This is a genomic window from Pseudomonas zanjanensis, from assembly GCF_014268745.2.
Lineage (GTDB): Bacteria > Pseudomonadota > Gammaproteobacteria > Pseudomonadales > Pseudomonadaceae > Aquipseudomonas > Aquipseudomonas zanjanensis.
Window position 1 is genome coordinate 2,778,181 of record NZ_JABWRB020000001.1, and the last position, 12,529, is coordinate 2,790,709.

Sequence of the window (12,529 nt, forward strand, 5' to 3'; positions counted from 1 at the left end):
AAAAAAAACTACAGTTCTTTCCCTATGACCTCGGCAAGCGCGCTGATGGTTGCTTCATTGCGCTTGTAGTAGGTCCACTGACCGATACGCCGGACTTCGACCAAGCCCACTCGTTGCAGCGTTGCAAGGTAACCAGACACCGTTGACTGCGACAGTCCGATACCTTCTTGAATACTGCTGACGCAGACGCCCACCGTGAGAACGTCACCTTCATCCTGCGGAGGGAAGTTCTTTGCGGGATCCTTCAAGCCTTTCAAGATTTGCAGGCGTGTAGGGTTCGAGAGCGCTTTGAATATTTCGATCAATTCCATGCCCCGAGAATATCGAGATTTTTCGATATGTCAATACGCTGTTTAGCCCCTTCCCTGGCCCCAACATCCTGGGCGACATGCCAAGAGAGCCATACCCACCACTTCACATAACCCTCAAAGCAGTCTTTAAATGGCAGAATCTCCGTCATTGATCGTTTCGGAGACCACCATGCTTCGCGTATTTGAACAAAGACTCGACCCCTTCCCACCCGACGAAGTCCCCCCGCCGCCCAACGGCCTGGCTCGGTTCCTTTGGGCCTGCACCCGGGGCGCCCGCGGTTACATCCTGGCGTTTGCGCTGCTCAGCGCCGGCGTGTCGATCTACGAAGCCTGGCTGTTTTCGTTCCTCGGCCAGGTGGTGGATCTGCTCTCGACCTGGCAAGCCGGGGGTGACGCGGCAGCGCAGGAAAGTCGCGTGCTGTGGGGCATGGGTATCGTCATGGTGGCCAGCGTCGGGCTGGTGGCGCTGCGTACGATGGTGCAGCACCAGATATTGGCGATCAATCTGCCGTTGCGGCTGCGTTGGGACTTCCACCGCCTGATGCTGCGGCAAAGCCTTTCGTTTTTTTCCGATGAATTTTCCGGCCGGGTCACCACCAAGGTGATGCAAACGGCCCTGGCCGTGCGCGACGTGCTGTTCACCCTGATCGAGATCGCCCCGGGAATCGGCGTGTATTTCATCGCGATCATCGCCTTGGCCGGCGGCTTCGCCCTGAAACTGATGCTGCCGTTCGTGGCCTGGATCGTGCTGTTCGGGCTGGCCATGCTCTACTTCGTGCCCCGCTTGGGCAAAGTCGGACAGGAACAGGCCAATGCCCGCTCGTCGATGACCGGACGGATCTCGGACGCCTACACCAACATCACCACCGTGAAACTGTTCTCCCATTCCAACCGTGAAGCGCATTTCGCGCGCGCGGCCATGGAGGATTTCAAGCAGACCGGCTTTCGCCAGATGCGCCTGGTCAGCCAGTTCGAGATCGTCAACCAAGCGTTGGTGGTGGGGCTGATCATGGCCGCTGGCGGCTATGCGCTTTGGTTGTGGCACCAGGGCGACGTCGGCGCCGGCGCGGTGGCGGCCATCACCGCCATGGCGTTGCGCATCAATGGCATGTCGCACTGGATCATGTGGCAAATGACCTCGCTGTTCGAGAGCATCGGCACCGTGCAAGATGGCATGGCAACCCTGACCCGCGGCCCCAAGGTGCAGGACGCGCCGGACGCGGGGGTGCTGGTGACCTCCGGCGGCGCGGTCACCTTCGACAACGTGAGCTTCAACTACAACGGTGAACGCCAGGTGCTCGATGGCCTGAGCCTGGACATCCGCCCGGGCGAGAAAATCGGCCTGGTGGGCCGCTCCGGCGCCGGCAAATCCACGCTCATCAACTTGCTGCTGCGCTTTTATGATGTCGACAGCGGGCAGATCCGTATCGACGGGCAAGACATATCCCGCGTGACGCAAGACAGCCTGCGCAGCGCCATCGGCATGGTCACCCAGGATACGTCCCTGCTGCACCGTTCCATTCGTGACAACATCGCCTACGGCCGACCCGATGCAACTGACGCACAAGTCCGCCGCGCGGCGGCCAATGCCCAGGCCGATGAGTTCATCAGCCAACTGAGCGACCGCCAAGGTCACTCCGGCTACGACACCTTGGTGGGCGAGCGCGGCATAAAGCTGTCGGGCGGCCAGCGCCAGCGCATCGCGATTGCCCGAGTGATGCTCAAGAACGCGCCAATCCTGCTCCTTGACGAGGCGACCAGCGCGCTGGATTCGGAAGTCGAAGTGGCCATCCAGGAAAGCCTAGATGAAATGATGCAGGGGAAAACGGTCATCGCCATTGCTCATCGGCTGTCGACGATTGCGGCGATGGATCGGCTGATTGTCATGGATGACGGGCGGATCATTGAACAGGGTACCCACGCACAATTGCTCGCCAAGAACGACATCTATGCGCGGCTGTGGCACCACCAGAGTGGCGGGTTCCTGGGTGAGGATCGGTGGGTGACGGAGGCGATGGATCAGGTTTAAGCGTGAAGGGCCTGGGGGGATCTGCAGGTGGGTGTTTTGGGTCGTCAGCTGTCCTTCACAACGGGCAGCTTTCGGCCCAGAAGCCGTCGTTCAGAGTAGGGACATGACCCGCCTTTTTACTAGCGGCTTCAGTAAGGTGCACTGCGCGCACCCTGCGACAGACCCACACATGCTGTGGTGCATACAGCCCCCCTTACACGATAGCGTCTTTTCTCTTGAGTTTGATGCCGGCCTTCGATTAGATATGAGGCGTAAACGTTGTGACGTGAATAGCACCATCATACATAAGGGAATAGCACTAAATGGCCCGGATAGAACCCGTTTTCGGCAGCATCAGCAGCGAAATCGAAAACCCATACCAGCCGGGCGACGCCCAACTGATTGACGACGAGGTTGTCACGTTTTCAACCCCCAAGATTTTGGATTTTTCCGGGCGTATTTCTCTGGCGCGCTTCTGGCTGATTCATGTGCCCTTGGTGCTGGTTCTTCCGTGCATTTTGCTGACGTTCTTTATGGTGGGGTTGCGCCATCAACTGGTGGTTTTGCTGATAGTCGGTGTCACCGTTGTCGTTCCTGCCATGCTGCTCAACGTGTCTCTACTGGTACGCAGGGCACGTGATCTAGGCTGGAGTCCGATATGGGGAATTCTCAGCGTAGTCCCTGTTATCGGCTTTGTGATAACGCTTCCGCTCTTCATGCTTCCGGGGCGTAAAGCGATTAATAAATACGGCCCGCCCAATCCACCTCTTTCGACGTCGGTAAAGCTACTTACCGCGCTGTTGGTGGTGCTGCTGCTTGTAACTTTAACCGTGATAGTTGTGTATTTTCCCCAATACAACCCACGGGCACCCTACGAGTGGTTCTTTAATGCATTGGTTCAGGCATAACGTTAGCGTACGCGAAGTCCATGCTTCACCTCATTGCGCGGCGCCAAGTGCTCAGGTGCCTTTGTAGAGAGCGTTGCGCGCACCACGCGATAGCCCTGCGTACGCCGCAGTGATGTCCATTGGGAAAAGAGAACAGATTTATTTCTCTGCTCTAAACGTCCGTTCTTGGCCGGTTGCGGCCTGTCATTAAGGGCAGCCACCGACCCATTGCAACCGTTCAGCATGTGGCTAAAATCGACCAAGAATAGACTGCCACCCATAAGTGAAAACTGATGTTTACCTGCCCATGCTGCGGATATGCAGTCTTCGAGGAACACCCAGGGTCATACGACATTTGCCCAATTTGCTTCTGGGAGGATGATGTGTTCCAACTCTATTACCCTCACCAGGTGGACGGACCGAATAGATGTAGCTTGTTCGAGGCGCAGGTCAATTTCGTCCAATTCGGTGCCTGCGAGCGAACCATGTTGAAGAATGTGCGAATGGTTAGCGATAGCGATATGCGGGATGGTGAGTGGTTCCCACTCTGGACTCGCCGAGTCGCCATTCCAGATCCCGACTCCGACAACCAGCATCCTCAACACATGAAGTCGAAGTACGACCTCTACTATTGGCTGCGGACCTAGCAGCGCAAATTGGCGTACTAAGCCCAAATTGGTCGGAAGCAGTCTATTCCAAACGGCTGCTTTTGGCCCAGGCTGTGTGAAAACGCGCTAAACACCTCGAAAACTGAGAGTCGCGAACGTTGCCTTTGGAATCAGCGAGGGGAAGAGCGAATTAGCTTAGTCAGTGACATAGAAGTACGTAATGCCGTTTGGGCCGCATCAGCGGCCCAAACGGCTACTAACTGGCGAGCCAAGCGGCTGGATTCACGCCCTGATCGCCTCAAGCAGTGCTGCGATGCCGAAGATGCTCATCATTCGTTTGAGGTTGTAGGCGAGCACATGAAGACTCATCTCAGTGCTCACCCTCGGCAGGGTTTTGGTCAGGAAGTGGGTACTTCCCATCCAGTACTTGAGCGTTCCAAAAGGGTGTTCAACGGTCTGTCGACGAACCCTCATCATCGCTGGATCATGTTCTAGCCGAACCTGCATCGCGTCGACTACCGCCTCATGTTCCCAGCGCTTCACCCGGCGCTCCTTACCCGTCGTACATTGCTTTTGCATTGAGCAGAACTGGCAGCCCGAGAAGTAGTAACATTGCAATAACATGCCGTCCTCCATCGACGAATGCCGCCTGGTTAGAAACTGTCCCGCAGGGCATCGATACTCGTCCGACGCAATCAGATAAATGAAATCCTGCTTGCCGAATCTGCCTTCGGCTTTGCTGCCAGATATGAGGGGTTTCGGTACGTAGGTAGTGATGCCGGCTTGCTCGCAAGCAAGGATTTCCGGACCTTTGTAATAGCCTCGGTCGGCCACCACCGTTAGCGACTCAGCCTCGATTTCTTCACGCGCCTGGTTCGCCATATTGCTCAGTTGCCCACGATCATTACCCACGTTGGTCACCTCATGGGCAATGATCAGATGGTGTTTGTCGTCGACAGCTGTTTGTACGTTGTAGCCAACGGTTCCGGTGCCTCGGCCGCTCGTGGCCATTGAGCGTGCATCTGGGTCTGTGAGGGAGATCTGCTGGTCTGGACTTTCGTGGAGCTGCGCCTCGATTTCCTTGAGTTTCCGCATCTGCTTTTTCAGTGTTTCTATCTTTTCTTTAAGCCGCTCTGCTTTGGCCTCGGCCACTTCGGGCGTGGCCCGATCCGCCGAATCCATCGCCGCCAGATAGCGATCAATGCTCTGCTCAATCTGCTGCATGCGTGCCTTCACCTTGCCCTGAGTGAAGTTGCGGTCGCGATTATTGACGGCTTTGAATTTGCTGCCGTCAATGGCGATGATCGACTGAGAGAAGAGATTGAGGTTGCGGCAAAGAACTACGAACTGGCGGCATACGCTGCGAATGGGTTTGCCGTTGTCTTTGCGAAAGTCGGCAATGGTTTTGAAGTCCGGAGCCAAACGCCCCGTTAGCCACATCAACTCGACGTTGCGCTCGGCCTCACGCTCAAGTCGGCGGCTTGACTGAATCCGATTGAGATAGCCGTAGATATAGATCTTCAGCAACACCGCTGGGTGGTAGGCCGGACGACCCGTTGCGGCAGGATCGACGCCCCCAAAACCAAGTGCGCCCAGGTCGAGTTCATCGACGAAAACGTCGACCACTCGCACTGAATTTTCTTCGGCTACATAATCGTCCAAGCACTCCGGCAGCAGCGTCACCTGCGTCCGAGTCTCGCCCTCAATGAATCGTTTCATGATCGCCCCCGATACGATCTAGACGAACAAAAGCTTAGATCATCCTCGGCGTATTCTGACTTTTGACCTTAAAGCAAAGCTCGCTTTTCATCTGGATTGAAGACATTACCGGAGGGGATTGGTCAGATATGGGCAAGCAGGGGAACAATGGATTTACCCATGCAATTGACTGCCGCAAAGTATTTACGGCCGCTTGGATGAGACAACCTTGCGTGGCATTCGCAACAATACTCGTCACTGTATTGGCCATCAGGCTTGAAAAATAGCTTGGCCTCGCTGAGGTCGGTTATTAAAAATCCTTCAGATTTCAAAATCTGTTCAAAACGATCACGTAGTGAAGAGAGGGCGGTGGGAAGGTGGGGATGACTGAGAAGCTCCTTCGGGTATGGGGTCGCACTCAGGAGATCCACCGTCGCGATCGATTCCCCGGTCGCTTTGAGGGCTTGCAACAGATGTGGGTGTACGTACGACAGACTGCTCGCAGCGTGGTGCGCAATACTTTGACAGACACTACTGAGGCGGCGACGGGAAGGCATTCATTCTTCCTGATTTGGTTTACGAGCTGCGTCGAGCTGCTGGATTCTTAGAGATCATATGGTGCCTCAAAACCTGGTCGAATGCCCCCATGGCCGAATCGTTCTAAAAATGTGTTTTCACACAGCCTGGGCCGAAAGCTGTCGTTCCCAACGGGTCGCGTTTTGCTCGAAGATGGCCCTGTAAACCATCTCTCATTCAATCGGGATCCATTCACATGCCTGTCTTGATGGCGCGAATAGCCGCCATGTAAGCGCTGGTTCCGATGCCGACCTGACCCCAGACTTCACGGCTTTCTCCTCCTTGGCGGTCATATTGTTCATCCGCATCCCATAGCGTCAGGATTTGGGTTGGAAACAGGTATTCATAGGATGAGAATTCGTGCTGGCCGGAATTGTCCGAAGCAGCCATCACTGAAAACACATGTGTGGCAGAGTGCGCAAAGACATCGACTCCCTTGAACATGAACGTAACGTTCGGGTTTCCGCAGACACCAATGAAGCTGACTTCATCGTTCGGCCCGTGGGAAACCTGCACGCAGGACTCGCAAAAATAATCGACGCGGTCATGGGAATGCTCGAGCGGGAATCCGATGGCAGCCATCTTTTGCCTCGCTGTAGCGCGTGCTGCGCCAAGACGAACAGGACCAATAGCCTCGAGCGGTAAGATTTCAAAAACCTGCATTTCCTGGGCTCCATGGGTGACAGGCTAGCCAACCGCTCCGCTATGTAGGGCGCGGAAGTTGTGCTGAAGATTGTCCGAGAGCGGGCACCTCGGTACGCTGTCGACCTTATCCGATATGGAAAATGCTTAACATGGATCCGCACGCTGTGATCGCAAGAAATTTCGTTGGGGGTGAAGCATACGAAGACGCCTCGTTCATCGGACGATTACATGAAGCGGGACTCTGGGATCGTGAAGAATACTGGCTGCTGGAGTGGGCACTCTATCAAATCGCAACAGAGACAAGCTTCAGTCAGCCGCTCTCACATAGGGTGTTCGAGATATTTAGCTACAGTTTTCTACTATTCGGATGCCACTTCGATCGGAAGGATCGCTTCAAGATCCGAAACCTGAAAAGAAAGCAGATCTACGATTCCCGCGAGAGATTCCACATGGTGTTTGAGGGTTTCTTCGCTGGAAAAATGCCGACACCGGCTCGCTTTGACGAACCCAATCCGTGGCTCGTAGGTGGCCCGTAATCTGACCGGACGGGGTTAATGATCGCTGATGTCAATCCACCGTTCCTCGGCCAGCCTTGCGCATGCCGAGAAAGCAGGCAGGACCGACTAGCCCTTAGAGTTCTGCCTTCGGGGGTCGTGACGGTCGAGCGAATCGCGCCATTGCTGGATTGCTTTGGCTTATTCGAACTCAATCCTCGCGAAGGTTAGGCCACGACAACTGTCGGCCAGAAGCGGTCGATCGAGAGACGTCTGAGGATATAAAGTCGAAGCTTCGGATCACATATTTCTGCTTTGCTCATGAGCCAACACAAAACCTCGCGCTGTCAGCCTGGCAGTTAGGAACATTAACGCTCTACGGAAGACCGGATGACAGTCGGCATACGGCAAATTATCGAGCGGAGCCCAAAAAAAGCTAAAGAAATGGCCATGATCATCGAGCGTGAGATGAGTCCATTGCTCCGGCAAGGTTGCCTGGGTGAAACACAGCTGAAATGACCATATCTGGTCGAGATGCTCGGCGTCCCAGCAGCCCATATCGCTGACAACCGAGGCGTCCGTAATACCCGACTCTTCGCTTAATTCGCGCAGAGCGGTCTCAACTGGAGTTTCGCCTTTCTCGATTGTTCCTTTGACCAGTTGTACGCCTGCTATTGGATGGCGGAACAGAAGGATGTGTGTGCCAGGAATGCTGGAGAGGATTACGGGGCAAGCCTTGTTCGGTGACATCGCGATTTCCTTATCGACAACGAAGCACGCATCTTACGACCTTATCCTCTGCGTGAGTCGCCAGATATTTTGATGTCCGCTTCGGGTCGGAAGCAGCCCTTCGCTTCCGACCCGATCCATCTTGGGAAAAATGGAATCTATTCCACCAAACGCTTACCTAGGGTCGATGACATCCAGCGCCCGGTTTGCCAATAGCAGACCTAGTTCAATCAGTTGTTGCAGCCCCAGTGCAACATGCCGTCGAGAATCCTCCAGGTCAAACGCCAAATCGTTGGCCATGGCATTGGCGGAGGCTAACGTTTCGCTGAGGTTGGCCAACAGGCTTTCAGCATCGACGCCCTCCACGACGGTGAACAGTTGGTCCGGAGGTGGCTTCTTGTCAGGCTGGGCGGGTTTGGGGTTCAGATAGGAATCGATGACACGTTCGGCGTGGGCGTCGGCCGCGATGTCCAGGTGCAGCGGTGGAACGGGTGGGTCTGGGATGAGTTTGTCCATGGAATGCTCCTAACGTTATGGGAGCCGCCACGTTCGCTGCTAAACGAGTGGGTGGCAGCCGTGCGCAGGTTAGCAGACCGGTACGTTAGGAAACCGGCGCACCCGAGGATGCCCTGCACACAGCCGCCATAAGAATTCGAGCAATAAAAATGCCCGCACTGAAGGCAGTTGCCGTGCGCCTAACGTGATTCCGAGCTGCTAAACCCGACCGCTGATTGGTAGCGGTGAGCAAAGACTAGGCACCGAAATCAGCAGGCGCAAGGGACTGGGATTTTCTAGGAAATGTCCTGCAAGTCAATGGGCAATATTCGCTCCGTCAATTCCTACGACAAGCCCGTTCACCATTCCACCACCGGAGCGCTGCGCTGCGCGACGGGTTCGATGTGACGTGTATCCTGACCAAGCTAATACTTCTGTAATAAATTGGGATCATTCACGCCCTCAGAAACATACGTACTCTCCTGACCGACGTAAAAATCATTTGGCTTGGCCGCCTCGGCATAAGCTTCGATTTCATCGAGACTCATACTCGGATCCGCCTCAAGAGCCGCCTTGAAGTTTTGTGTCGTCGTAATTGAGCGCTCCCCGTTGAGCTGACTTTCTTCTGAAACCAGTCCAGAAGGAGCTAAAGTCTTGATGCAATTTTCACCACACTTCTCTCCAGCGACAATCCCCCTCCAGTGAGGACCAAAAGTAAAAACGGCAAAATACATTGTTTTCGCCTTGGTTTTATCAATACCAAGATCGATTAGCGCGTAATAGAACATCCGATGCGTTTCAACCCACGACCGGACCCGATTTTCTTCGTAGCAATAATGATCATGGACAATTGCCGCCTTCAAGAAAGACTCGTCGTAAGCATCACCTATTATAGGTTGCGCCCATTTCGGGATCGAAGCGCCATCCGTGGTTCCTGACTCATGATTGCCTGCTTTCCAAATATCGGTTTGCCACACCAAGCCATTTGGCGATTTAAACGTAAGCATGGAACCTAACTGACACTTTCGCTCCTTGGTAAATTGACAACCTTCAGGGAGCAATTTCAATTCTCCCGTAAATTGACTCGCAAACAGTGCATTTGCGACCCCCATTAACAGCACCATCAGCGCTATAGCCTTACGCATATCGCCTCTTCTTGTCGATATAACGATTAGACAACTCAAATCATTTTTATGGAGCTTGGTGCTATGAACTTTACTTACATCAGCTGCTGCGAGTTAACTATAGCAGTCAATTTTCCTGGCAGTTTTCCACTTTCAAATGGTTCAGCCCATCAATACAAGAGATGCCATAATCCTGGCCTGCTCATACCAGAGACGGATCAATGACCACCGAACGCTACGACCAACTCGCCATCTTCGCCGCCGTCGCCCAGGAGCGCAGCTTCACCCGCGTCGCGGCCAAGTTGGGCATGTCGCAACCGGCGCTGAGCCGGGCGATGCGTCAGTTGGAGATTTGGCTTTCCTCTCGATGGGAATCGTAGGAAAACAAATTACCCTTGCGGTATTAATCGATAAACCACGCCAATTACATAGCACTCATACCGTAATCACATAAATTCGACTGAGCGAAGCACCTTACTTGATCTCAACCAATCGCACGGCCTGTGACCCGTCCAGGGACAGGTGAATCACGGCGGCTCGGCTTGGGAAATTCGGCGCATCCTCGTCGGTATTCTCCATCACGGGAATGTCGATCAGGGTCTGTTCACCCGTCGGGTCGCTGACCAACTTGGCATCGAGGTTGTCGATGGCCCGCCAGCTGTCGCCACCGATGCGCATCACGTCCAACAGGCTGTAGTGCGGCACGCCCTCTTCGTTCTCTTCGGGCGTGAAGGCGGCCAGGTATTGGCTGTAGTTGTTGCCCATGCCGAAACCCTCGATGGTGAAAACCGCAAGGGTGACCTGGCTGTCCTCGCCGGTGTCCAGGGTCTGCACCAGCGTCGCTTCGGGATAGCCGGTGGCGTAGCTGTCCTTGATGAGCGCGACCAGGCGGCCAATCTGTTCTTCCAGGGCTTTGGGAACGGGTTTCGATTCAGCGGCGTGAGTCAGAGTGCAGGTGAACAACAAGGCAACGGCCAGCAGGCGCAATTTCATGAAAGTGAATGTCCGGGGGTGTCGGGAGGTCAGCGTGCAATGGTAGCGGTTGGCAAGGGATTGGGTAGGAATTGTTGATGGGGTTTGTGCTGGGGTGCACAACCTTGTTCGTGAAAGCGGTGGGTCTGTGTGCACTGTTATTGGATGTACTGTCGCCATCGCGAGCAAGCTCGCTCCCACACTTGGACCCGGGACAGCCGCCATTTTCCATCAACCCGACATCCCCTGTGGGAGCGAGCCTGCTCGCGATGGCGGTGGGCCTGCGTGCATCGATGCTGAATGTATCGCTGCGCGCCTGCCCGAACGGCCATTGATTAACGCGGCGTGCCGTAGCCCTTGATCAACCCTCCAACTCTGCGGCGTCCAGCCCTACCCGTGCGAGGTAGTCTTCCAGCGCCTCCCCCGCTCCGGCTGATACGAAGGCACTGATGTACCCGTCGGGACGGACGAGAACCCAATCGCCCATCGCAGGTTGGTAAGCGTCACGAAAATGTCCTTGGTCATCCTGGATATCACCGCCTGGGCCGATGACATGGATGTGCAGCCCGGGGCGAGGTGCTACGGCATCGCGTTCCGCGCCATAACCGAGCAGTGTCCAGTGCGCCCCCCGGAACAGGTCGAACAGCCGTTGCAGTTTACCGGCCGCCCCGCGCATCGGTGCATCCGGCGCACGATCGCCTGCCAATGGGCCGCTGGTAGGGTTGGGTCGTTCAAGGGCGAGCGTGGATTCGCGATAGCCGATGTCGAGTTGGTGCACTTCGCGCCCACGGCGCATGTCGCCGCGCTGGTGCGCGTCCAGCAACTGGGTGGAAAGGCCCAGCATCGCCGCAGCGACCGGGCGGCGTTCTTGCTCGTAGCTGTCGAGCAGTGCCGCCGGCGCACCGTTGATGACCGCCGCCAGTTTCCAACCCAGGTTGTAGGCATCCTGCACGCTGGTATTGAGACCCTGGCCACCCGTGGGTGGGTGGATGTGTGCGGCATCGCCGATGAGAAACGTTCGACCGACACGGTAATGATCGGCCAACCGCGCGTTCATGGTGTAGGCCGATGCCCAGGATACCGAATGGATATGGATATCATCGCGCCCCGTGCGCTGTGCTACCAGGTCCATCAATGTTTGCGCATCCAGGCCAATGTCCGCGTCGGGGGCTATCGGCGCCTGGATCTGGAAGAGCTGGGTCCCGGCCAACGGGCACAGGAATATCTGGTGCTGCATGTCGCCGTCGCCAAAACGATGCCAGCGGTCCCGCGACAGGCCCGTAGCCGAGACATCGGCCACAATGGCGCGAATGCCTAGCGTCTTGCCTGGGAAGCCGATACCCAGCGCATGCCGGATAAAACTGCGGCCGCCATCGGCCCCGACAAGCCAGCGCACCCGGAGCGTTTCTTCGCCGGCCTTACCGACCAACTGAACGCTGACGCCCTCGGCATCCTGCTCGAACCCCACCAGTTCGCAACCAAACTCCGGCCGATGGCCCAGTTCAAGCAGGCGTTCGCGCATGACCTGTTCCGTCAGCCATTGCGGCACCATCAACGGCGATTGATGAGGTTCCGCTGGCGTGGGCTCGTTTTGCTCGATGCTGACAGCGTCGGTGAAACTGCCATCGTCGCGATATCGACGTTCAGTCGGGTAGACTCCACCCACTGCGACGATTCGGTCGAGGATCCCCATGTCCTCGAATATTTCCTGGGTCCTGGGCTGTATGCCCTTGCCGCGCGAGCCGTTGAACGGCTGGCCTGCCTTTTCGATCAGGCGAAAGGGAACTCCCCTTCTCGCCAACTCGATAGCCATCGCCAGACCGGCCGCGCCCGCGCCGCAAATCAATACCTGGATTTCGAATTGCTCTTTCATGACGACCCCACATATGTGCAGAACGCACATATTTAGACGGAGCCGGAACAGTGTCAATCGAAAATGTGCGGAACGCACATATTAATGCCCAATTGCGCGAGCTTCACGG

General features: G+C 55.8%; 13 protein-coding genes and 1 pseudogene. 5 read left to right on the forward strand and 9 right to left on the reverse strand.

What is annotated here, in order from left to right:
• Window positions 1-8: 8 nt before the first annotated feature.
• Entirely contained in the window at window positions 9-311 is a 303-nt protein-coding gene (locus tag HU715_RS11425) for an ArsR/SmtB family transcription factor (RefSeq protein WP_186704782.1), read from the reverse strand.
• A gap of 169 nt (window positions 312-480) precedes the next feature.
• Here HU715_RS11425 and HU715_RS11430 point away from each other — a divergent pair, with 169 nt between their 5' ends.
• From HU715_RS11430 to HU715_RS11440, 3 genes are all read left to right on the forward strand, one after another.
• Window positions 481-2,340 carry an ABC transporter ATP-binding protein gene (locus HU715_RS11430; protein ID WP_186704781.1) on the forward strand — a complete coding sequence of 620 codons (1,860 nt, stop codon included), beginning with the start codon at window positions 481-483 and terminating at the stop codon, window positions 2,338-2,340.
• Between the two features lie 302 nt (window positions 2,341-2,642).
• The gene (locus tag HU715_RS11435) at window positions 2,643-3,227 is read left to right on the forward strand and encodes a DUF805 domain-containing protein (RefSeq protein WP_186704780.1); all 585 of its coding nucleotides are present in this window, start codon (window positions 2,643-2,645) and stop codon (window positions 3,225-3,227) included.
• 272 nt (window positions 3,228-3,499) lie between these two features.
• Entirely contained in the window at window positions 3,500-3,853 is a 354-nt protein-coding gene (locus tag HU715_RS11440; protein WP_202892769.1) for a CPCC family cysteine-rich protein, read from the forward strand.
• A 243-nt stretch (window positions 3,854-4,096) separates the two neighbouring features.
• On the opposite strand, the gene HU715_RS11445 is transcribed toward HU715_RS11440, so the two are convergent.
• The 3 genes from HU715_RS11445 to HU715_RS11455 form a co-directional block, all read right to left on the reverse strand.
• Window positions 4,097-5,533: an IS1182 family transposase gene (locus HU715_RS11445; RefSeq protein WP_186704779.1), complete on the reverse strand. Its 1,437-nt coding sequence runs from the start codon at window positions 5,531-5,533 to the stop codon at window positions 4,097-4,099.
• 122 nt (window positions 5,534-5,655) lie between these two features.
• Window positions 5,656-6,069, reverse strand: coding sequence for a hypothetical protein (locus tag HU715_RS11450; protein WP_186704778.1), 414 nt, complete (start codon window positions 6,067-6,069; stop codon window positions 5,656-5,658).
• Between the two features lie 211 nt (window positions 6,070-6,280).
• On the reverse strand, window positions 6,281-6,751 hold the full coding sequence (locus HU715_RS11455) for a hypothetical protein (RefSeq protein WP_186704777.1): 471 nt from the start codon (window positions 6,749-6,751) through the stop codon (window positions 6,281-6,283).
• 131 nt (window positions 6,752-6,882) lie between these two features.
• On the opposite strand from HU715_RS11455, the gene HU715_RS11460 reads away from it, so the two are divergent.
• Complete coding sequence (locus HU715_RS11460; RefSeq protein ID WP_186704776.1) at window positions 6,883-7,269, forward strand: Imm41 family immunity protein; 387 nt, start codon at window positions 6,883-6,885, stop codon at window positions 7,267-7,269.
• Between the two features lie 258 nt (window positions 7,270-7,527).
• Here HU715_RS11460 and HU715_RS11465 read toward each other — a convergent pair whose 3' ends face one another.
• The 3 genes from HU715_RS11465 to HU715_RS11475 form a co-directional block, all read right to left on the reverse strand.
• Window positions 7,528-7,977 carry an NUDIX hydrolase gene (locus tag HU715_RS11465; RefSeq protein ID WP_186704775.1) on the reverse strand — a complete coding sequence of 150 codons (450 nt, stop codon included), beginning with the start codon at window positions 7,975-7,977 and terminating at the stop codon, window positions 7,528-7,530.
• 153 nt (window positions 7,978-8,130) lie between these two features.
• Complete coding sequence (locus tag HU715_RS11470; protein ID WP_186704774.1) at window positions 8,131-8,472, reverse strand: DUF6124 family protein; 342 nt, start codon at window positions 8,470-8,472, stop codon at window positions 8,131-8,133.
• A gap of 404 nt (window positions 8,473-8,876) precedes the next feature.
• Window positions 8,877-9,596, reverse strand: a complete 720-nt coding sequence (locus HU715_RS11475; RefSeq protein WP_186704773.1) for a DUF1353 domain-containing protein — start codon at window positions 9,594-9,596, stop codon at window positions 8,877-8,879.
• Between the two features lie 200 nt (window positions 9,597-9,796).
• On the opposite strand from HU715_RS11475, the pseudogene HU715_RS11480 reads away from it, so the two are divergent.
• Window positions 9,797-9,943 (forward strand): annotated as a pseudogene (locus tag HU715_RS11480) (helix-turn-helix domain-containing protein); the annotation flags it as partial.
• A gap of 106 nt (window positions 9,944-10,049) precedes the next feature.
• On the opposite strand, the gene HU715_RS11485 reads toward HU715_RS11480, so the two are convergent.
• Window positions 10,050-10,568 carry a hypothetical protein gene (locus HU715_RS11485; protein ID WP_186704772.1) on the reverse strand — a complete coding sequence of 173 codons (519 nt, stop codon included), beginning with the start codon at window positions 10,566-10,568 and terminating at the stop codon, window positions 10,050-10,052.
• 340 nt (window positions 10,569-10,908) lie between these two features.
• Complete coding sequence (locus HU715_RS11490; RefSeq protein ID WP_186704771.1) at window positions 10,909-12,420, reverse strand: FAD-dependent oxidoreductase; 1,512 nt, start codon at window positions 12,418-12,420, stop codon at window positions 10,909-10,911.
• Between the last annotated feature and the right edge of the window lie 109 nt (window positions 12,421-12,529).

Coding starts and splice junctions, on each gene's coding strand:
- HU715_RS11425 (WP_186704782.1), bottom strand. CDS start 311: ATGGAATTGATCGAAATATTCAAAGCGCTCTCGAACCCTACACGCCTG.
- HU715_RS11430 (WP_186704781.1), top strand. CDS start 481: ATGCTTCGCGTATTTGAACAAAGACTCGACCCCTTCCCACCCGACGAA.
- HU715_RS11435 (WP_186704780.1), top strand. CDS start 2,643: ATGGCCCGGATAGAACCCGTTTTCGGCAGCATCAGCAGCGAAATCGAA.
- HU715_RS11440 (WP_202892769.1), top strand. CDS start 3,500: ATGTTTACCTGCCCATGCTGCGGATATGCAGTCTTCGAGGAACACCCA.
- HU715_RS11445 (WP_186704779.1), bottom strand. CDS start 5,533: ATGAAACGATTCATTGAGGGCGAGACTCGGACGCAGGTGACGCTGCTG.
- HU715_RS11450 (WP_186704778.1), bottom strand. CDS start 6,069: ATGCCTTCCCGTCGCCGCCTCAGTAGTGTCTGTCAAAGTATTGCGCAC.
- HU715_RS11455 (WP_186704777.1), bottom strand. CDS start 6,751: ATGCAGGTTTTTGAAATCTTACCGCTCGAGGCTATTGGTCCTGTTCGT.
- HU715_RS11460 (WP_186704776.1), top strand. CDS start 6,883: ATGGATCCGCACGCTGTGATCGCAAGAAATTTCGTTGGGGGTGAAGCA.
- HU715_RS11465 (WP_186704775.1), bottom strand. CDS start 7,977: ATGTCACCGAACAAGGCTTGCCCCGTAATCCTCTCCAGCATTCCTGGC.
- HU715_RS11470 (WP_186704774.1), bottom strand. CDS start 8,472: ATGGACAAACTCATCCCAGACCCACCCGTTCCACCGCTGCACCTGGAC.
- HU715_RS11475 (WP_186704773.1), bottom strand. CDS start 9,596: ATGCGTAAGGCTATAGCGCTGATGGTGCTGTTAATGGGGGTCGCAAAT.
- HU715_RS11485 (WP_186704772.1), bottom strand. CDS start 10,568: ATGAAATTGCGCCTGCTGGCCGTTGCCTTGTTGTTCACCTGCACTCTG.
- HU715_RS11490 (WP_186704771.1), bottom strand. CDS start 12,420: ATGAAAGAGCAATTCGAAATCCAGGTATTGATTTGCGGCGCGGGCGCG.